The organism is uncultured Phascolarctobacterium sp. (assembly GCF_958349595.1).
In the GTDB taxonomy this organism is placed as follows: Bacteria; Bacillota; Negativicutes; order Acidaminococcales; family Acidaminococcaceae; genus Phascolarctobacterium.
In genome coordinates this window covers 193,069-214,206 of record NZ_CATWDQ010000001.1, presented here as the reverse complement: position 1 = coordinate 214,206, position 21,138 = coordinate 193,069, and the positions used below count along the sequence as shown (strand labels likewise).

20 protein-coding genes are annotated in these 21,138 nt (G+C 39.5%); all 20 read left to right on the top strand.

Annotated elements, in window-relative coordinates:
- Positions 1 to 66 precede the first annotated feature (66 nt).
- Entirely contained in the window at positions 67 to 618 is a 552-nt protein-coding gene (locus Q4G98_RS00875; protein WP_298565714.1) for a hypothetical protein, read from the top strand.
- A 13-nt stretch (positions 619 to 631) separates the two neighbouring features.
- Positions 632 to 2,242, top strand: coding sequence for a peptide chain release factor 3 (locus tag Q4G98_RS00870; protein ID WP_298565716.1), 1,611 nt, complete (start codon positions 632 to 634; stop codon positions 2,240 to 2,242).
- 110 nt (positions 2,243 to 2,352) lie between these two features.
- The gene (locus Q4G98_RS00865) at positions 2,353 to 3,984 is read left to right on the top strand and encodes an ATP-binding protein (protein WP_301961799.1); all 1,632 of its coding nucleotides are present in this window, start codon (positions 2,353 to 2,355) and stop codon (positions 3,982 to 3,984) included.
- Positions 3,981 to 4,685 carry a response regulator gene (locus tag Q4G98_RS00860; RefSeq protein WP_021718485.1) on the top strand — a complete coding sequence of 235 codons (705 nt, stop codon included), beginning with the start codon at positions 3,981 to 3,983 and terminating at the stop codon, positions 4,683 to 4,685. Before Q4G98_RS00865 ends, Q4G98_RS00860 begins: the two co-directional genes overlap by 4 nt.
- A gap of 12 nt (positions 4,686 to 4,697) precedes the next feature.
- Positions 4,698 to 5,429 carry a WecB/TagA/CpsF family glycosyltransferase gene (locus Q4G98_RS00855; protein ID WP_298565721.1) on the top strand — a complete coding sequence of 244 codons (732 nt, stop codon included), beginning with the start codon at positions 4,698 to 4,700 and terminating at the stop codon, positions 5,427 to 5,429.
- A 119-nt stretch (positions 5,430 to 5,548) separates the two neighbouring features.
- Positions 5,549 to 6,175, top strand: coding sequence for a phosphatidylserine decarboxylase family protein (locus Q4G98_RS00850; protein ID WP_298565723.1), 627 nt, complete (start codon positions 5,549 to 5,551; stop codon positions 6,173 to 6,175).
- Between the two features lie 3 nt (positions 6,176 to 6,178).
- Positions 6,179 to 6,859, top strand: coding sequence for a CDP-diacylglycerol--serine O-phosphatidyltransferase (pssA, locus tag Q4G98_RS00845; protein WP_293662300.1), 681 nt, complete (start codon positions 6,179 to 6,181; stop codon positions 6,857 to 6,859).
- A gap of 28 nt (positions 6,860 to 6,887) precedes the next feature.
- Positions 6,888 to 8,171 (top strand): glycosyltransferase family 2 protein, encoded by a 1,284-nt coding sequence (locus Q4G98_RS00840; protein ID WP_177561744.1) that lies wholly within the window; start codon positions 6,888 to 6,890, stop codon positions 8,169 to 8,171.
- Positions 8,172 to 8,290: 119 nt separating this feature from the next.
- The gene (gene ppaX / locus Q4G98_RS00835) at positions 8,291 to 8,953 is read left to right on the top strand and encodes a pyrophosphatase PpaX (RefSeq protein WP_177561746.1); all 663 of its coding nucleotides are present in this window, start codon (positions 8,291 to 8,293) and stop codon (positions 8,951 to 8,953) included.
- 10 nt (positions 8,954 to 8,963) lie between these two features.
- Positions 8,964 to 9,761: an S-methyl-5'-thioadenosine phosphorylase gene (mtnP, locus tag Q4G98_RS00830; protein WP_177561748.1), complete on the top strand. Its 798-nt coding sequence runs from the start codon at positions 8,964 to 8,966 to the stop codon at positions 9,759 to 9,761.
- Positions 9,762 to 9,774: 13 nt separating this feature from the next.
- The gene (gene mtnA / locus Q4G98_RS00825) at positions 9,775 to 10,845 is read left to right on the top strand and encodes an S-methyl-5-thioribose-1-phosphate isomerase (RefSeq protein ID WP_293547466.1); all 1,071 of its coding nucleotides are present in this window, start codon (positions 9,775 to 9,777) and stop codon (positions 10,843 to 10,845) included.
- An 8-nt stretch (positions 10,846 to 10,853) separates the two neighbouring features.
- On the top strand, positions 10,854 to 12,098 hold the full coding sequence (locus tag Q4G98_RS00820) for an adenosylhomocysteinase (protein ID WP_298565747.1): 1,245 nt from the start codon (positions 10,854 to 10,856) through the stop codon (positions 12,096 to 12,098).
- Positions 12,099 to 12,113: 15 nt separating this feature from the next.
- On the top strand, positions 12,114 to 12,800 hold the full coding sequence (locus Q4G98_RS00815; protein ID WP_298565727.1) for a class II aldolase/adducin family protein: 687 nt from the start codon (positions 12,114 to 12,116) through the stop codon (positions 12,798 to 12,800).
- Positions 12,793 to 14,070: an amidohydrolase gene (locus tag Q4G98_RS00810; protein WP_366917027.1), complete on the top strand. Its 1,278-nt coding sequence runs from the start codon at positions 12,793 to 12,795 to the stop codon at positions 14,068 to 14,070. The genes Q4G98_RS00815 and Q4G98_RS00810 overlap by 8 nt, the downstream gene beginning before the upstream one ends.
- A 25-nt stretch (positions 14,071 to 14,095) precedes the next feature.
- Positions 14,096 to 14,938, top strand: coding sequence for a sulfide/dihydroorotate dehydrogenase-like FAD/NAD-binding protein (locus tag Q4G98_RS00805; RefSeq protein WP_293547476.1), 843 nt, complete (start codon positions 14,096 to 14,098; stop codon positions 14,936 to 14,938).
- Positions 14,923 to 16,314 (top strand): NADPH-dependent glutamate synthase, encoded by a 1,392-nt coding sequence (gene gltA, locus Q4G98_RS00800; RefSeq protein ID WP_298565731.1) that lies wholly within the window; start codon positions 14,923 to 14,925, stop codon positions 16,312 to 16,314. Before Q4G98_RS00805 ends, gltA begins: the two co-directional genes overlap by 16 nt.
- A 167-nt stretch (positions 16,315 to 16,481) precedes the next feature.
- Positions 16,482 to 17,054: a phosphate propanoyltransferase gene (gene pduL / locus Q4G98_RS00795; RefSeq protein WP_177561756.1), complete on the top strand. Its 573-nt coding sequence runs from the start codon at positions 16,482 to 16,484 to the stop codon at positions 17,052 to 17,054.
- 16 nt (positions 17,055 to 17,070) lie between these two features.
- On the top strand, positions 17,071 to 18,312 hold the full coding sequence (locus Q4G98_RS00790; protein ID WP_298565734.1) for a hypothetical protein: 1,242 nt from the start codon (positions 17,071 to 17,073) through the stop codon (positions 18,310 to 18,312).
- 49 nt (positions 18,313 to 18,361) lie between these two features.
- The gene (locus Q4G98_RS00785) at positions 18,362 to 19,924 is read left to right on the top strand and encodes a hypothetical protein (RefSeq protein WP_177561760.1); all 1,563 of its coding nucleotides are present in this window, start codon (positions 18,362 to 18,364) and stop codon (positions 19,922 to 19,924) included.
- A gap of 453 nt (positions 19,925 to 20,377) precedes the next feature.
- A complete protein-coding gene (gene lexA, locus Q4G98_RS00780) occupies positions 20,378 to 21,037 on the top strand; it encodes a transcriptional repressor LexA (protein WP_177561762.1) in 660 nt (219 codons plus the stop codon).
- The last annotated feature ends 101 nt before the right edge of the window (positions 21,038 to 21,138 follow it).

The window sequence follows — 21,138 nt, the reverse complement described above, 5'->3', positions numbered from 1 at the left end:
CCAGCCTTTACGGGTACCCCCCGTAAAGGCTTATTTTTTTGTCTGTTGGCAAGGAGGGTTATAGTTATGATTCGTACGCTGCCTTTAGTTTGTGGTGACTGCGATAAGAATTTCATACCTGCTGGAGAGTTGTATTATCGCGATAACTTTATAAGCAACAGTATTAGAGATGTACATTTTATCTGCCCGGACTGTATAAAAAAGTGGCTGGATAAATGGCAGATCAAAACAGCAGATTTTTTTGAAAAAGACTATGTGCTGACAGTAAGTATTACTCTCGAAGATGGTACGGTCTACGAGAACCTTGATTGTACGCCATTGGAAAAAACAGTTGTCACAAGTGAGGAAATACCGGAAGATGCACAGAGAAAATTATTCGCGATCTACAGTCAATGGGACTCCGACCGTAAAAAGAATTCACTGAAAGACTGTACTTTTAAAGACGAGTTTATGCGTACAACTTTTAGCTGTGAAACTTACGGCGGAGAAACGTTTACTGATATTGCTTTTCGCTTTAATATGAAAGGCCAGCTGGAAACAGAAACGCCGGTACCGGAATATGTACTAAAACAAATAATAGATGCCTATCGTTTATACGAGATGCAGAATAAAGAATAATTAGGGGGATAATATGCAGGAATTGTTGGAGAAAATTGAGAAAAGGCGTACTTTTGCCATTATTTCTCATCCTGATGCCGGTAAAACAACTTTAACTGAAAAACTTTTGTTATATGGAGGCGCTATCCATCTGGCAGGCTCAGTAAAAGCGCGTAAAAGCAATAAACACGCAGTGTCTGATTGGATGGAAATCGAAAAGCAGCGTGGTATTTCTGTCACGTCTTCCGTTTTGCAATTTGATTATGCCGGGCACCGCGTCAATATTCTTGATACTCCCGGACATCAGGATTTCTCGGAAGATACTTATAGAACTTTGATGGCGGCAGACAGTGCTGTAATGCTTATTGATGCTGCCAAAGGCGTTGAACCGCAGACGAAGAAGCTGTTTTGGGTTTGCCATCGCCGGAAGCTGCCTATTTTTACTTTCGTCAATAAATTAGACCGTTACGGCAGAAATCCGTTTGATTTGATGGCAGAGTTAGAGCAAGTTCTTAGTATTCATGCGTATCCTATCAATTGGCCTATTGGAATTGACGGTAATTACAAGGGCGTTTATGATCGGATCAAAAAACAGATCGAACTTTTTGAAGATGATAATAGTCATGGTTCTAAAATCTTAAAATCAACAACAGGTTCTCTTGACGATCCTCAAATCATTGAGGCCTTGGGCCAGGAACTGTATGATAACCTCTGCAATGATATCGAATTGCTTGATTTGGCTGGCGATGAATTTGATATGTCACGTGTCAATAACGGCGAGCTGACGCCGCTGTTTTTCGGCAGTGCGATGACTAATTTTGGTGTCCGCAGCTTTTTAGAGAAATTTTTGGAACTTTCACCGCAGCCGCAGCCAAGAATTTTGCAAAACGGTGAAATTTTAGATCCAGCAACAGAAGAGTTTTCTGCTTTTATTTTTAAAATTCAGGCCAATATGAATCCGGCACATCGTGATAGAATTGCGTTTATGCGCATCTGCTCCGGTGTTTTTGAAAAAGGTATGTCCGTTTACCATAAACAGGGTGGAAAAGTAGTCAAGCTTTCGCAGCCGCAGCAATTTCTTGCCCAGGAACGTACAATTGTTGAAAAGGCTTACCCTGGCGATATTATCGGCGTTTTTGATCCTGGGATTTTTGGAATCGGAGATTCCCTAAGTGATGAAAAAATGAAAGTCCAATTTGAAGACTTTCCTGTTTTTCCGCCGGAAATTTTTGCCAGAGTACAGCCCAAGGATTCATTGAAACGGAAACAGTTTGTCAAGGGCATTACGCAGCTGGCACAGGAAGGCGCGATCCAGGTTTTTGAGCAAAAGGATGTTGGTATCGAAAGCTTTATTGTCGGTGTTGTTGGTGTCTTGCAGCTGGAAGTATTAGAATACAGGCTGCTCAACGAATACAGCGCGCAGCTTTTGATGAACCAGCTGGCTTATACTGTCGCACGCTGGGTTTATGCAGAAGATAAAAAGCTTATTGAAAATATTAAGGGATTGGACAGCGGGATGCTGGTTTACGATCAAAAAGACAGACCTGTTATTTTAGTTAATAATGAATGGTCTTTGAATTGGATATTAGAGCGAAACCCTGGCATTCAATTTTTGACAGTTCCTTCAGATGTTGCTAAAATTTAGATATTAAAATATAAATTATCTAATAATTTAAGTAAAGTTAATTGTAAAAACTTTAAAAAGTGGTTTATGCTATAAACAGTGGCAAAAGAATTTTTGGTGAGGTGAAAAGTATGACATATAAAAACGGAACAAATAAATTCACCTTATCACAAAAAATAGTGCTTCTGATAACATTTGTTATCGTTGCATCATTATTACCAGCCAGTCTGCTTATAGCGCATAGGGTTTCAGGTGTTGTTGATGAACGTATAAGCGTAAACGCGGTAAGCATTACTACCTTGCTTTCTCATTCGCCGGCGGTAATTCGTTCTCTGACGTATGAGACTGACATCAATAGTACCAATGAAACTCTGAATAATGTCGTTAATATGGCGGCAAAATCCTGTAAAGCAAGTATTATTATTTTAGACCGCAATAAAAATATCCGTGTATTTCATAATCCTACTTCAATAGATGGATTTGAGGATGAAGCGCGTCAAATAGTAGCTGAACAGGGGTCAACCACTAATTTGAACTGGTATGATACTTCGGTTTTCAACGAAAAGGCAGTAGGGGTTATTCGCGATGACCGTAATACTGTTATCGGCTATATCGTAGCTGGAGTGTCGCCGAAAATGATTCAGGATTTAACGGTTGAATCAGTGCTGCTTATCTTTCTGGCAAGCCTGTTTGGTTTATTTGTAGGTATAGGCGGTGCCGTTTTTTTAGCCAGGCATGTAAAAGCAACTTTATTTGGATTAGAGCCGGAAGATATTGCCACTTTATTGCAGGAACGTAATGCTTTGCTTAATTCTGTTAAAGAAGGCGTTGTTGCAATCAATAAGGATGCAGAGATAACCTTGATCAATACTGAATCAGAGTTTTTGTTTGCTCAGGCGGGAATAGCAAATCCGCATACGCTTTTGGGCAAGCCGCTTGAAACCGTTATGAACGGACTGACTCTGGATACTGTTTTAAAAGAAGGCAGGGCAACGCTCGATATGCCTGTGCAGGTAGGTTCTGTTTTATTTATTGCAACGTTAGTGCCTTTATTTGATAATGGACATATCGGCGGCGCAATTATAACGTTCCGCAAAAAAACTGAACTGGAAGAGCTGGCTAACCAGTTAACCGGCGTACGTAATTATGCTGATGCGCTTAGAGCTCAGACCCATGAATTTATGAATAAAATGCATGTTATCATGGGCTTGATCGATATGAAGGCTTATGACGAATTAAAACAGTTTACGATGAAGATCGCCAATAACAGGCAGGCAGAAGCCGCTTATGTAGTGACAAGATTAAAAGACATCACATTAGCAGGTTTTATTTTAGGAAAAATCAGCCGGGCCAGAGAGTTGGATATTGAATTTTCTTTGACTGATGAAAGTGAACTGACGACTGAATTTATTCGGCCTACAGTGCAGGAACTGATTCTGATCATTGGTAATCTAATTGAAAATGCTTTTGACGTTTTACGCGATCACCCCAGTGAAAGAATCGTAAACCTGAGTATTCTGACCTTTGATAATGAAATTATGGTCATGGTCGAAGACTCTGGTCCTGGTATTCCCGAAAATAAACTTGAAACTATCTTTGAAAAAGGTTATTCTAGTAAGGGGCCCAGACGCGGTATCGGACTTTTTTTAGTAAAACAAACAGTTACCCACTTAAAAGGTACTATCGAAGTTGAATCAACTGTAGGCGAAGGGACCACGTTTACCATAAGATTACCAATCGTAAGGACGGTGAAAACATCATGATCAAAGTTTTAGTAGTAGAAGATGACCCGATGGTAGGAAAACTTCACGAACATTATCTGACCCAAATCAAAGGTTTTCAACTCTGTGATATCGTTCGCAACAGTGACGAAGCTTTGAAAATTATGCAGACCAAAGAGTATAATCTTGTCATTCTTGATATTTTTATGCCTGGAATGGATGGTTTGCAGTTACTGGCAAAAATAAGGGAACAGGAATATGACGTCGACGTCATTATCGTATCGGCTGCTAATGATAAAGATAAAATCAAAGCAGCGCTGCGTTTAGGGGCATTTGACTATATCATCAAGCCCTTTGAATTTGAAAGATTTAATCTGGCTTTAAACAATTATAAGAGCCGTTATAATTTAGTTGAAGAACAGTCTATTCTTAAGCAGGATGAGCTTGATAAAACTATCATTCATCAGGACACTGATGTAGAAGTTACTTTACCTAAAGGTTTGGATAAAAATACTCTGAATACTGTCTGGTCTGAAATTATTAAAATCGACGGAATGTTTACCACAGAAGAAATTTCAGCTAAAGTTGGTATTTCGCGTGTCTCGATCCGTAAATATTTAGAGTTTCTGAAATCCTTGAAATTATTGAGTCTTGATCTTCACCGCGGCAGTGTAGGACGCCCGGTTTACAAATATAAATGTATTGATAAAAATGCCAATATCATTGATTTATATATTCAATAAGGGTTATTACTAATGGAAAAAATCACTGCTATTCAGGTTTTGGATGTGCCGGTTCATCCTTATAGTATGGATGCTGCTGTTCAATATCTTGATGACAAAATACAAGCGCAGGCACACTCTTTTGTCGTTACTGCTAATGCTGAGATCATCATGATGTGTCAGGATGATGCGGAATATAAAAATATTTTAACTAATGTTGCTGATTTGGTCCTGCCGGATGGTGCTGGAACTGTCTGGGCAGGAAGAAAATTGGGGCATGATGTGCCTGAAAGAGTTGCCGGTTTTGATTTATTTAATCGTTTACTTAACCTGGCTGCAGAAAAAGGATATAAAGCTTTTTTCTTTGGCGCAGCTCCTGGTATAGCTGAAGCTGCAAAGAAAAAAGCGGAAAGCTTATATCCGGGTGTAAATATAGTAGGCTGCAGAGACGGCTATTTCAAAGATAGTGATGAAAAAGTTATTATTGAAGCCATCAATAACAGCGGTGCGCAGATCCTTTTTCTGGCTTTAGGAGCACCAAAACAGGAAAAGTGGTTGAATTCCCACCTTCAGGAACTGATGCCTTGTATTACTATGGGTATAGGCGGAAGCTTTGACGTGTTAGCAGGAAAAATGGAACGTGCTCCGTTATGGATGCAGAAATATTCGTTAGAATGGCTTTTCCGTCTTTATAAACAACCAAGCCGGTTTACAAGAATGCTCGCTCTGCCAAAATTTGTTATTAAAGTAATTTGTTCCAAATGAAATAAAAATGGACAAAAAGATATGGCTGTATTATAATAATGTGATGAACTAAAGGCTCATCACATTATTATTTTGCTTTTTGTTTTCTTAAATTTGCTGAAAGAGAGGGGCTCTCTATTATGAATATAGTCAAAGACGGTCATCCGTTTATATTCGCTTTTGCTATTATTACTTTTGCTGTAGGCTATTGGGGGAGCCTGGTCTGGGCTGTTGTTCCTGCAGTATTCATGCTGTTTTTTATTTATTTTTTCCGTAATCCCAATCGACCTACACCAGCAGATGATTCCGTTATTTATTCTCCAGCAGATGGAACTGTAATGGCTATAGAAGATTTTTATGACGAAGAATATTTAAATGAAGATGCTGTAAAAGTTACTATTTTCCTTTCTGTTTTTAATGTACACGTTAATCGCAGCCCTGTAAATGGTGAAATAAAATATCAGCGTTATACCTGCGGTCAATTTGTGCCTGCTTATAAAAAATCTGCTTCATTTGAAAATGAACGCCATGCTATCGGCGTACAAAATGACAAAATGAGAGTTTTGGTTATTCAGGTCGCCGGATTACTGGCACGTCGTATCGTATCCTGGGTGACTTTAGGCCATAATTTGAAACAGGGTGAATGTTATGGTATGATTAAATTTGGATCAAGTACTGAAATTGTTTTGCCGAAGAATGTTGAAATTCTTGTTAAAAAAGGCGATTCAGTAGTTGGAGGAGTTTCTATGATCGGGAGGGTTCATTAAGAAATGAATTATCGTCGTATCATCCCTAACAGTATTAGTGCTTTAAGTTTAACATTTGGTGTTTTATCTATTTTTGATACATTTGAAGGCAATTTTTCCAGGGCAGCTATCTTTATAATACTCGCTGTTATTGCAGATTCTCTGGATGGAAGAGCAGCCCGCTTTTTGGGAGTAGGAGGCGGCGAGTTTGGTAAAGAGCTCGATTCTTTGTGCGATTTAGGTTCGTTTGGCGTTGCTCCGGCTATTCTTATTTATCAATATGGTATGACGGATCTAGGTTTGCTGGGCAAGCTTATTGCTTCTGTTTTTACAATCTGCGGAGCTATGCGATTAGCAAGATTTAACGTAAATGTAGGGGAAGTAAAAGGCTACTTTCAAGGGATGCCAATTCCTGCCGGCGCTTGTGTTCTGGCAACATATGTTCTTTCAGGTTATTCCTTTTCCACTTATTTTGTTGCTGTTTTAACTTTTGTAATTGGCTGTATCATGTACAGCAACGTTAAATTCCCGGATTTTAAAGGTAAAGGCAATCCGATGTTTTTACCGCCGGTAATAATTGCTGCAGCTGTTGGCCTGTATTTACTGTATACGAATCTTTCAGCCTGGCCGTTTGCCGCTATGTTCACTTATTCGTTAGCTGGGATTATTAACTGCGTTTATGCAAAAATGCTAAGTAAGCAGTAAATATTTTTAGAAAGCAAGGAGATTTTTGATGAGTACCTATTTTGACTTGATCATGATTCCGTTGCAGCTTTTAATTGTATTCTTTACGATCTATTATTTTACGCTTTCTTTCTTTGGCCTTTTTGGCCGCAGACCGGAAGAAAAAATTTACGACGAGCAAAAAACTTTTGCAATGATCGTTTGTGCACACAATGAAGAGCAAGTTATCGGTCAATTGGTCGAGAATCTGCATCTGCTGAATTATTCTGATCGTTTATATGATATTTTTGTAGTTGCAGATAACTGTAAAGATAATACAGCGCAAATTGCCCGTCAGTCAGGAGCCATTGTTTATGAACGCTTCAATGATAATGAAAAGGGTAAAGGCTTTGCAATGGATTGGATGTTCCAAAGACTTTTTGAAATGGAGCGTCAATATGATGCTGTCTGTGTTTTCGATGCTGACAATCTAGTCCATCCTAACTTTTTAAAAGAAATGAACAGCCGCTTATGTAAAGGTGAACAACTTATTCAAGGTTATCTGGATTCCAAAAATCCTAATGATACCTGGATTTCCGGTGTATTTTCGATTTCTTTCTGGGTAGTAAATCATGTATGGCATTTGGCGAAATATAATATCGGTTTATCAAGCTGTCTTGGCGGTACTGGTATGTGTATTTCTACCGATATCTTGCGCAGACACGGTTGGGGAGCCACCTGTCTTACTGAAGATATGGAATTTACCATGAAGGCCCTGTTGGAAGGTATACCTACTACCTGGGCGCATGATGCTATTGTTTATGATGAAAAGCCGCTTACATTTATGCAGTCTTGGAACCAGCGCAAACGTTGGGCTCAGGGGCATTTTGATGTAGCTAATCGTTATATCGGTAAATTATTTGTCAAAGGGATTAAAGAAAGAAATATTGTTGTACTTGATGGTATCATCAATTTGTTCCAGCCGTACTTCTTGCTTATCTCTACTTTTTTTGTAATTTGCAGTTATATCTATCAGTTTTATCCTTTCTATACGAATGTATTATACGCTATTCTGCCGTTGGAAGTTTGGACGCTGATAGGTATTGGTCAGTATATTTTTCCGATGATCGTACTTTTTAAAATTCATGCTTCGTTTAAATCCTGGATATACCTCCTCTTGTATCCACTTTTTATTTACAGCTGGATACCTATTACAGTGTTGGGATATATTCATAGACACGATCATGAGTGGAGTCACACCGCGCATACTCGAGGAATCAGTTTTAACGAAGTTTTGATTCCGGAAAATGCTGAATTGGGACCTAAGCAGGTCGTCTTTCCTAAAAAACAATAAATTTTGACCGCTCGTAGCAAGAGCGGTCTTTTTCTTTATAAAATACTTGAATTCTTTATTTTATAAGGCTTTTATGTTATTATAAGACGATAAGATGTAAAAGATTTAAGGAGAAGTTTGTGAAGATACGTGGAGTCTTATTTGATCTGGACGGCACATTGATCGATACTGTCGATCTGATAATTAAAGCATTTGAACATAGCTTCGCAGTGTGTCTGAATAAAAAAATGCCACATGCAGAACTGGTAAAATATTTTGGATTACCACTGCGCAGCGCCATGAGAAACTATGTCAATGAAAATCAGGTAGAAGAATTATGCGCTGTTTATAGAGAGTTTAATCTTAAGCACCATGATGAGCTTATTAAACCTTTCGCTGGAGTAAAAGAAACACTGGCTGAGCTGCAGCAGCGGGGAATAAAAATGGCGGTTGTTACTTCTAAGAAGGTCCCGATGGCTAAGCGTGGGCTGCAATGTATGGAGCTGGAAAATTACATAGAGACAGTCATTGGCTGCGATATATGTCAATATCATAAGCCGCATCCCGAACCCATGGCAAAGGCCCTGGCTGCTTTAAATCTGAAAGCTGATGAATGCCTTTGTATTGGCGACAGCCCTTTTGACTTGCAAAGCGGTCAGGCTGCTGGTTGTTATGGCACAGCAGCTGTACGTTATACCAGCTTTGACTGGCAGCAGATGCTTGGCGAAGGCAACCCTGATTATATCCTGGAAGAAATGCCAGATCTGATAAAGATTATTGATGATCTGAATAATAAACACTAAGGAGGAACATATGCGTAAAATAGCAATCATAGGTGGAACTGGAATCTATAGTCCGGAAACCTTACAATGTTTTGAAGAAAAGGTGATTCAAACTCCTTACGGACCTGCTTTATGCAATATTGGAACAATGTGCGGCAATCAGGTGATCTTTATCACCCGTCATGGTGTGGGGCATAAAACTGCTCCGCATAAAGTAAATTATCGTGCCAATATCTGGGCGTTGAAAAGCCTTGGTACAGAAGAAATATTTGCAACTACTGCAGTTGGATCTTTGAATTTGGATATGGAACCGGGGCATTTTGTTGTATGTGACCAGGTTTTGGATTTTACGAAAAGCCGTATCAATACTTTTTATGATAATCCGGAACGTGGTGTAGCTCATGTTGATTTTACCAACCCTTACTGTCCCAGACTGCGCGATAAAGTTATCAATTGCCTGTATAAGACAGATATAGTTTTTCATAAAAAGGGCTGTTACGTCTGTACAGAAGGACCGCGTTTTGAAACTGCTGCGGAAATTAAAATGTTCGCAATGCTGGGAGGTGACCTTGTCGGCATGACCAATATGCCGGAGTCACTGCTTGCCAGAGAAGCAGAAATGTGCTATACAAATTGTTCTATCGTCACTAATATGGCTGCAGGTATTTCACCGACGCCGCTTTCTCACAGTGAAGTGGTTGAGGCTATGGATAAAAGCATTAAAAACATGGAAAAGCTTATCAGTGCCTTTATTGCGGCTAATGAAGCAGACAGTATGGAATGCGGCTGTCCGAAGTGCATGACAGAATTTGGCGGTTTTACTTTATAAGGAGCCTGTAAACATGGTCAAAACTATGGAATGGCAAGGGCAGAGCCTGCTTTTGTTAGATCAAACTAAGTTACCGGCAGAAATTGTAACTATCATTTGTGAAGACTACCGAAGAGTTGGAGAGGCAATAAAACGCTTGGAAGTACGTGGAGCGCCTGCTATTGGCGCAGCCGCAGCTTTTGCCATGACTTTAGGCTGGCAGGAAATTATTGTAAAATATACTGGTGCCGGTTCTGAAACGCTTTTAATAGAGTTTAAGAAGATAAAAGACTTTTTGCTTTCTACGCGTCCAACAGCAGTCAATCTTGCCTGGGCAGTTAATAAAATGTATATGCAGGTCGTTTCCTTGACTAAAGAACAAAGATCGCTGCAAGATATTGGGACGGCATTAGAAAATTTAGCCTGCAAGATTTATCAGGATGATATCGCGATCAATCGACAGATCGGGGTCCACGGTGCAGCTTTACTGCCTCAGCAGGCCAGTATCCTTACTCATTGCAATGCGGGTACTTTAGCTACCTGCGGATGGGGAACCGCCTTAGGCGTTGTCAGACAAGCTTTTGAGGACGGACGGCTGGCGATGGTTTATGCAGATGAAACGCGGCCGTTGTTACAGGGCGCACGTTTAACAGCCTGGGAGTTAACAGAAGATAATATTCCGGTTACTTTGATCACTGATAATATGGCGGCGTGGGTCATGCAGACTCAGCATCTGGATGCTGTTATCGTCGGCGCGGATAGGATCGCCGCTAATGGTGATACGGCCAATAAAATCGGTACTTACGGAGTAGCTTTGGCAGCTAAGCATCATCATATACCTTTTTATATCGCTGCTCCAGTCAGCACTTTTGATTTTACCTTGGAAAATGGCAACCAGATCCCAATCGAAGAACGGGCCGCTGATGAAGTACGATTACTGCAGGGAGTAGTAACTGCTCCACGGCAGGTAAAAGTTTTCAATCCTGCTTTTGATGTAACTCCGGCAGAATTTATTACTGGTATTATTACCGAATACGGTGTAGTATCTGCGCCGTATACAGAAAATATAAAAAAATTGCAGCAAAAACTGCAAGAGGAGGACTAATATTGATTATGGAAAGTATGATTCGTGATATCGCTTTAGCACCATCCGGGAAACAAAAAATTGCCTGGGTAAAAGAGCACATGCCCTTGCTTAATATCCTTAATGAAAAATATAGTAAAAACCAGATTTTTAAGGGTCTTAATATGGTAGTTACTATTCATTTAGAAGCAAAGACAGCATATCTGGCACAGGTGCTTAAAAACGCTGGGGCCAATGTTGTTGTAACCGGCAGTAATCCCTTATCTACTCAGGATGATGTTGCCGCGGCGTTAGCAGATAGCGGTGTCACTGTTTTTGCGACCCATGACTGTACTGATAAAGAATATGATATGTATCTCAGTAAAGCATTAGACGTTGAGCCGGATCTGATCATCGATGACGGCGGGGATCTGGTCAATATGCTGCACGGTGAACGCAGGCATCTGGTTGCTAAGCTTATTGGCGGCAGCGAAGAAACTACTACTGGCGTACACCGCTTAAAAGCTTTGTCTAACAGCGGTAAGCTGGCTTTTCCGATGATTGCTGTTAACGATGCCTATTGCAAATATCTTTTTGATAACCGTTATGGAACCGGTCAATCTTCCTGGGACGGCATTATGCGCACGACAAACCTTTCGGTGGCCGGTAAAACAGTAGTAGTTGCCGGCTATGGCTGGTGCGGAAAAGGCGTGGCCATGCGTGCCAAAGGCTTAGGCGCTAATGTTATCGTCACTGAGATCGATCCTATCAAAGGCATAGAAGCGGTTTTTGATGGTTTCAGGGTAATGCCGATGCAGGAAGCCGCTCAATATGGTGATTTCTTTGTTACTGTTACCGGCTGCAAAGACGTTATCACCAAAGAGCATTTTGCCGTTATGAAAGATGGCGCTATTCTCAGCAATGCAGGTCATTTCGACGTTGAAATCAATATTAACCATCTTGAAGAATTGACCGTAGAGCCGTCATATGAAGTAAGAAAAAATATCAGGACCTTTACGATGGCTGATGGCCGTAAAATCAATTTGCTGGGCGAGGGACGCCTTGTAAATCTGGCTTGTGGTGATGGACATCCTGTTGAAGTAATGGATCTTTCTTTTGCGATGCAGTTTTTAGCAATGAAATATTTATGGGAACATAAAAATGATCTGGAAAATAAACTTTACGTTTTACCGGAAGAATTAAATACTGAAATTGCTGCGCTTAAATTACAGGCTATGGGCATTGGTATCGATAAGTTGACTCAGGAACAGGAAGCTTATCTGCATCAAGCCTAAAAGGAAGTGTTAATATTGCAGGATGATCGCATTATCGATGCAGCGCGTCAGCAAATTGTTGCCGCCGGCCTAAGAATGATCGAGCAGAAAATGATTGCAGGATCATGGGGAAACCTAAGCATCAAAATCAATACTTCATGCTGCGCAATAACGCCGTCCGGCCGCAGTTATGACAGCTTAAATACTGAAGACATTGTCGTTGTGGATATGCAGGGCAATAAAATTGATGGCGCATTGATTCCCTCATCCGAAACGCCCCTGCATCTGGCGGTTTATAAGGCAATACCTGAAGCGCAGGCCATAGTACACACACACAGCATTTATGCCAGTGCCTGTGCCGCAATGCATAAACCTATACCGGCTTTGATTGAAGATCTGGTACAAATAATAGGCGGCAGTGTAGATGTTGCTGAATATGCGTTACCGGGAACGGAAGCTTTAGCTGCAAATGCTGTAAAAGCTTTACAAAATAAAAAAGCCGCCTTATTAGCTAATCATGGCGTCGTGTGCTGGGGCAGTTCTTTAAATTCCGCTTTAATGACTGCCGAAATAGTCGAAAAAGCAGCACAGATTTACTGTATCTGCGAAACTATGGGCGGTGCAAAATTATTGCCGGAAGCAGATATTGCTGTAATGCATGATTTCTATAAGCAGCATTATTCTAAACGTCAAACAGAAAAGGGAGATGAAGTACTTGGGTAAATTACTGATAAAAAATGTAGAAATAATTTCGGCTCCCGACAATGAAAAGTATTTTTTAGGAATTGACAACGATACGATCAGTGTTATCAGTAAAGAACTGCCAGACGGTTTTGAGAACGCTGAAATAATTGATGCTGCGGATAAGATCGCAGTTCCCGGCATGGTAAATACACATACCCATGCTGCTATGACTTTATTACGCAGTTATGCAGACGATATGGCTTTGATGGACTGGCTGCAAAATAAGATTTGGCCTGCAGAAGCAGGCTTAAATGATGACGACATCTATTGGGGCACAATGCTTTCAATCATGGAAATGCTGAAAACAGGTACTACATGTTTTGCCGATATGTATTTTGCGATGGACAGAGTTGCTCAGGCAGTAGAAGAAACCGGCATGCGTGCTTCTTTAAGCCGCGGTTTGGTAGGCCTTACACCTGATGCTGATGAAAAACTGCAGGATAATGAAACGCTTTTTAAAAACTGGCACGGGAAAGCTGATGGCCGTATCAGGGTAATGTTTGGCCCACATGCTCCCTATACCTGCACTGTACCTTATTTAAAGAAAGTTATAGCCAAAGCCGGTGCATTGGATGCAGAAATTCATATGCATCTGTGTGAAACGGCAGGAGAAGTGAGTGATTGTGTAAAAGAACATCATATGACGCCTATCAAACTGATGGAAAGTTTGCAGATGTTTGATTGTGGGACTTTGGCTGCACATTGCGTACATGTCAGTGAAGAGGATATGGAAATAATGGCCGCGAAAAAAGTGCGTGTGGCGCATAATCCGCAGAGTAATCTGAAGTTGGCCAGTGGTATTGCTCCGATACCGGCCATGCTGAAACGTGGTATTATAGTCGGACTTGGTACAGACGGGACTTCCAGCAATAATAATTTGGATCTTTTGGAAGAATGTCGTCTTACAGCTATGCTGCATAAAGGCATCAGCGGAGATCCTTTGCTCATTCCAGCTAAAGAGGCTTTAGAACTGGCCACTAAGCAAGGCGCTTTGGCCTTGGGCTTTACCGATGTAGGGCAGATAGCGGTAGGGCAGAAGGCGGATATAGTCCTTTACGATATGCAAAAACCCTATTGGTATCCACGGCATGACCATATTTCGTTGTTAGTTTATGCTGCAAATGCAACTGACGCTGATACAGTTATCGTCAACGGTAAAGTTTTGATGAAAAATGGTGAACTGCTGCACATGGATGTAGAAAAAATTTATGCGGAGGCCAATACACGTGGTCATCGCTTAACTAAATAAAGATAAAAACTTAGGAGTGACGATAGTGGCAAAAATACTTGTAAAAAACAATTTAGCACCGGCTGTTTATGAATTTATCATTGAAGCACCAATGATAGCGCATAAATGCCAGCCAGGTCAGTTTGTGATGATCCGTACAGATGAAAACAGCGAGCGTATACCTTTGACTATTGCTGACTTCGATCGCGAAAAAGGAATTATTACTTTGATCGTGCAAACAGTAGGTAATACTACAACGCATCTTTGTGAAGCTTTCAACGTTGGTGACGAAATACTTGATGTGCTTGGGCCTTTAGGTATGCCTTCACACATGGGGAAATTCGGTACTGTTGTTTGTGTTGGCGGCGGCATCGGCGTTGCGCCTGTTTATCCTATTGCCCGTGCTTATCATGAGCTTGGCAACAAAGTAGTTTCGATTATCGGCGCCAGAAATAAAGATCTGATCATTTTTAAAGATAAAATGGAAGCCGTAAGTGACGAAGTCATTATCACTACTGATGATGGCAGTGCCGGTCATAAAGGTTTTGTTACAGATCCTCTGAAGGCAATGCTCGAAGCTGGTGAAAAAATTGATTTGGTTCTGGCTATCGGGCCTGTTATCATGATGAAAAATGTTGCGGAAACTACCAGACCTTATGGTACTCCAACTACTGTCAGCTTAAATACCATTATGGTTGACGGAACAGGGATGTGCGGTGGCTGCCGCGTCATGGTAGGTAATGAGAATAAATTTGCCTGTGTCGACGGTCCTGAATTTGATGCTCATTTAGTAGATTTCGCTAATCTTGTTCAGCGTCAGCAAATGTATAAAGGTCAGGAAATGCTCGAATATAGCTGCGGAGGTCATTGCAAATGCGTGGAGGAATGAGAAATCCTATGCCGGAACAACCGGCTGATATTAGAAATAAAAACTTTGAAGAAGTAGCACTTGGCTATGACATGGATACTGCTGTCGATGAAGCACAGCGCTGTTTGAATTGCCCCAAGCCGCGCTGCGTTGAAGGATGTCCGGTGAATGTGGAGATACCTGCTTTTATCCAGGCTCTGGCACAAAGCAGAATGGACGATGCTATCGCTATATTAAAACGCAAAAATAGTTTGCCGGCTGTTTGCGGACGTGTTTGCCCTCAGGAAAACCAGTGCGAAAGCAAATGTGTTTTAGGTATCAAAGGTGAATCTGTAGCTATTGGCCGTCTGGAACGTTTTGTTGCCGATTACGCCCGTGAACAGGGGATTGATGTTACACAAGCTGATACAGCATCCGCAAAAGGTAAAAAAGTAGCCATTGTGGGCAGTGGTCCCTCTGGTTTGACTGCCGCAGGTGATCTTGCAAAAATGGGCTATGACGTTACTATGTACGAAGCCCTGCATGCTCCTGGAGGCGTTTTAATGTATGGTATCCCTCAATTTCGTTTGCCGAAAGAAATTGTAAAACACGAGATTGACGCTTTAAAAGACCTGGGAGTTAAAATACTTCCTAATGCTGTTATTGGCAGAACCTTCACCATTAGAGAATTAATGGAAGAAGAAGGATTTAGTGCCGTTTATGTTGGTACAGGAGCAGGATTGCCGCATTTCATGCATATCGATGGCGAAAATTTAAACGGAGTATATTCTGCTAATGAATTCCTTACCCGCGTTAATTTAATGCGCGCTTATCAATTTCCGAATGTTGCAACTCCGGTATATGTAGGTAAAAAGGTTGCTGTTGTAGGCGCCGGTAATGTTGCCATGGATGCTGCACGTACTGCCAAACGACTTGGTGCTGAACAGGTATACATCGTTTATCGTCGCAGTGAAGATGAGATGCCGGCTCGTAAAGAGGAGATAGGGCATGCCAAAGAAGAAGGTATAGAACTGAGACTGCTCAATAATCCCACACGTATTCTTGGAAACGAAAAGGGATGGGTCAGTGGTATGGAGTGCGTGAAAATGGAACTTGGCGAGCCTGATTCATCAGGGCGCCGTTCTCCTGTGGAAATCAAAGGCTCAGAATATGTTCTTGATGTTGATATGGTGGTTATGGCGATCGGGCAGGGGCCCAATCCTTTGCTTAAACAAACAACGCCTGAACTGGGAACTAATAAGCGCGGCAATATAGTTGCCAATGAAGAAGGCGCTACTTCTATTCCAGGCGTTTTTGCCGGCGGCGATATAGTGACCGGGGCAGCAACAGTAATTTCTGCCATGGGTGCCGGTAAAAAAGCGGCGTTGGCAATTGATGAATATTTGTCAAAGATTTAAAGAATAGTTTCCTTACTAATCCGGCAGAATTCTGCCGGATATTTTTTTAATTTTCTTTTCATATTTGTTCTTATTTTACTTAACTGTAGAATGGTAAAAACTTCTATGATATGTTAAAATAAATAAGATCAGTTCTATATTAAAAATTTTTCTTCGAGGTGAATAAAATGCAATTTCCATTAGTATTAGGAGTTTCAGCACGTCATGCTCATTTATGCCGCGAGCATATGGATATTTTATTTGGTAAAGAATCTGAATTACACCCTAAAAAATATATTGGTCAGCCAGGGCAGTATTCTTCAGAAGAACAGATTACTTTAGTAACTGCAAAAGGTGAAATGAAATTAAGAATTATTGGTCCGCTACGTAAATATACGCAACTGGAGCTATCTTTTACTGATGCCAGAAAAGTCGGACTGAATCCGCCAATCAGAAATTCTGGCGATATCAAAGAGTCTGCGGGCGGAAAACTGGTAGGGCCTAAAGGCGAAGTAGAAATTACTGAAGGCATAATTATTGCCGCCCGGCATATTCATTTATATCCTGAAACAGCAGAAACCTACGGATTAAAAGATGGCGACATTGTTTCTATCCAAACAACAGGGGAACGTGCTTTGACTTTAAATAATGTTTTAGTACGTGCCGGTGAAGGTAATGCTGATGAAGTTCATATTGATACTGATGAAGCTAACGCCTGTAATTTGGACAGTGGCGTGATGGTTGAAATTATTACAAAATAATTAACGAGGTGGCAAAGTGGCAAAGTTTTTGATATTTCTATCCCTGTTAATTCAACTGTCATTAGTAAATACCGGTTCTGCAGCCGAATATCGTAATCCTGAAGCGGGCTTTAAGATAAATGTACCACAGCAGGAAATAAATATTGTAGGCAAAGATTTTTATGGCGGAATGCAGTCTAATGGTAGTTTTATTTACGTTTACAGTCTTAATCAAAAACAGGCATCGGATCTACTGGAACAAAAATTCACTACCGACGCTTTTAATGATGATTATGCATCAATCGAATTATTGGAACGTTCTGGTATCGATCCTAAAAAAGCAGATTTAAAACTATTGAATCCTTCACTTTACTGGCCTGCTGATAAACCTTTTATTAAACAGCTGCCAGATGATCTTGCTTTTAACATTCACGCACAAAAACTTCACGGCAAAAAAAGTTTGACTCTACAGTTTACAGATAATGCAGTCAATAAAAGTGATGATCAGAACTCATATTTATGTTCTGTTGATTTACTTTCCGCAAATGACAGATTGTATGTAATAACTACTAAAACTTTAGACAATAAAAAGGACTCTGAACAATCGACTGAGTCGGTACGCGACGAGTATCGTCAAGGCGTGGCCATAACAAAACCTGTTGAAGTCATTAAGCCATTAGTTTATACTGACAAAATCGGAAAATTTAAATTTGAGCTTCCAGACAACTGGTATTATGTTCAAAGTTATTTTTCAGACGATCCTAAAGCCTGTCTGACATTTGCCTTACCTTTGGAAACCTTAGCCAAAATTAAAGAAAAATCCCAAAATTTAGAGGCTGATGATTTAGATAAAGAGAAAATAGCGGATAATGTTTCTGAAGAAAACATAGCTTCATGGATGGATTTGCTGACAGAGAGCGTATGGTCAGTTTCCTGTGAAACAAAGGACTTTGAAACCGCTGCTTATTTAGAAAATCCAGAAGCTACTAAAGCAGAGATGCAGCTATTGTTTTCAGAGTTAAAAACCTATATCGAGAGCAGTCGCTATTATAAAAACAGTAAATTTGATTTTGATATTAACATCACTCCTAAAATAGGATATATAAATTTCGATTTTGCCTTTAACTTAAAAGGTAAAAAAGATTTCGATAATACCGGTAGAATTTTCTTTACAAAGAAAAAAGGCGGCCTTATAGTCTATACATCTACTCTTGGCAATACAGAACAACCGGTTTCTAAAGAGCTTCTAGAGAACATTAAAAAGCTTGATTTGCAGTGATTTTTGATGCCTCTTTACTTAGCAGTATTTATGCAAAGGAGACATAGCTATGAAAAAAACAATCTGTTCAGGAATTGTCGCAGTTAGTATTTTAGGCAGCCTTGCTACTTGTTATGCGTTCGACTATCGCAGTGAAGAAGCTGGTTTTAGTGTTGATATCCCTGACAATAACAATAATAATACTGTTATTGTCAGTAAAGATCTGTTTGCAGCCGGCAGTAATAAGGCTGGCATGCATGGTATAGCTGCAATCAGTCAGCAATCAGTTGAAGCATATACTAAAACTGATTTTGCCACAGATAAATTTGAAGAAGATTTAAAGAAAATAGCTGCAGATATTAAAGCAGGAAAAGATATTTTAGCTGATCCTGCTTATGCGTATCTTACTGCACCACAAAATGAATTGCAGGTATATATGCAAAAACTTATGCAGGAAAATATGCAATCCTTACCAGGCGAAAAGAGCTATAAAATAACAAAGCTTAATAAGATACCAGCATTAGAAATCAATAATGATATGCTGCTTAACTATGCTATTGAACTGCCGGTTGCCTATAGTAAAAAGGAACAGCAGGCTGTGCAAAAATATAATCCTTCGGTAAAATTTAGTGCTGATGGCAAGCAAATGACAGCACAATATAATTTGATTTCGAAGATATATATATTATCACAAAATGATCAATTATATAATATAAGCAGCGGTTATGTTGAATTTCCTGAAAATGAACAGACTGAGACCAGTCTGGAAAAAGATGGACTGGATAAATTTATTCAAAAACTTGCGGATAACAGAGTAGATAAACGTGCATATAAGAAACTCTCTAAAGAGTTTACCAAAAAACTAAATTTCTTTAAACCGCAAGCGTCGAATTCTGGACTTATAATTAAAGATGGTATTTTTGACAAAGATTTTAAAATACCTCATGACTGGCTTTATATCCAAAGCAATCAAAAATTTGAAAATATGCCCATCAGTTTCTTTTCTGCATTACCTGTAAAAAGCTTGGAAATGATGGGGAAGGAGTATATAGACTCCAAATTATTCAATATTAAAACTACTGATACCAGTATCAATGTAGAATCGAACATTAATACCAGTGAATTTGATTTAGGAAAAATTTTAAAGGCTTATTCCGAAGGCCTTATAGGTATTTCAGCAAAATATCAATCGAATCGTCCGCATGATCAGGGTCCCAGGCAATTTTTAGAAAATCCTTTCTTTACAAAGATGATGTTTGAAGAATTTATGAATAAACCATTTTTAAATCCTCGTGAAAAAGCAAAGCTGGAAAAGTTTGTTCAGGTCAAAAATTTCACACATGATATGGAGATCAATCAAGAAAACTGTCTGATCAAATTTACTTATGACCTGGATTTGCATCTACCAAAGAATTTATCAAAAATCAATCAATCTGGTTATGATGTATTTAAAGAAAATAATTTAACAGATCTGTCTATCAGCGGACAAAAGAAAATTTATTTTGATGCTGATAACAGGATCAGTTTGCTCTGTTATTTTACTCAAAAGCAAACAGGACAAGCAGATTTGATTCAAAAAGAATTTGATAACTATGATTTATTTAAAAGTTCCTTGCTGACAGAAAGACATTAAAAAATATTAGTTCTGATACCTGGATAATAGCATCAAAATATTATCCAGGTATTTTTTATAAAAAAGCATCGCTATAAATCGTTTTAAAGACGTTGTAAAAACAAAGCAAGTATAAGTTGTAGTATAATCGTTTAAAAATGCTTATATGTCAAATATATGTCTGACATAAGGTTTTATGTAAAATCCTTAGTGAATAGCATATTACACATTTATAATTCGAGTTTAGTATTTTACATAATATATATTATCGGACATAAAATAAAAAGCCGAGAATTTTCTATAAATAAGGTTGACTATAAGGTTCTTTTGCTAAGTTCATTAAACGAACAACTACAAACAGATGTTTTGACATTCTCTTCTGTTCCTGATATAATAGAAGAAATTAGAAACGATAAATTTTATTGTCTAAAATTTTACGAGATATTATGAGGATTGGAATTGGAGGCTGGTTTTATGGCAAGAAGAGCACGTTTTAGTGATTTTGATGGCGTTATTACAGAAGAAATGCTTTCTGATCGGCAAAGAGCGATTTTAGATTTTATTCGTGAGCATGTTTATGCTAAAGGCTATCCTCCTGCTGTACGCGAAATTGGCAAGGCTGTAGGTTTGTCTTCAAGTGCTAGTGTACATACGCATTTGCATAAATTAGAAGAATATGGCTTTTTGCAAAGAGACCCTGCTAAACCACGTGCTATTGAATTAACACAAGACAGCAGCTGGCGTCAGAAAACAGTTGTTCCAGTTCCTCTGGTTGGTAAAGTTACTGCTGGTCAGCCTATTTTAGCAGTGGAAAACGTCGAAGAAACCTATCCTATTCCTTTGGATTTAATTGGTTGCCAGGAAGATGTTTTCATGTTATCAGTATCGGGAGATAGTATGATCAAAGCTGGTATTCTTGATCATGACTATATTGTTGCCAGAAAGCAAAATTTTGCTAATAATGGCGATATAGTTGTTGCTCTTATTGATGGCGAAGAAACAACCGTTAAGCGTTATTTCCGCGAATTACGTTCAATTCGCCTGCAGCCTGAAAATGATGCTTATACTCCTATAACAGGAACTGATAATATTCAGGTTCTTGGTAAGGTAATAGCTGTATTCAGAATGCTATAACATCTATTTTACGCCATAAAAATATCATAAAGACACCCATGTGACATCACATGGGTGTCTTTATCTTTCTTAAACAGTAAAAAGCAGCTAAGGTGATTTAT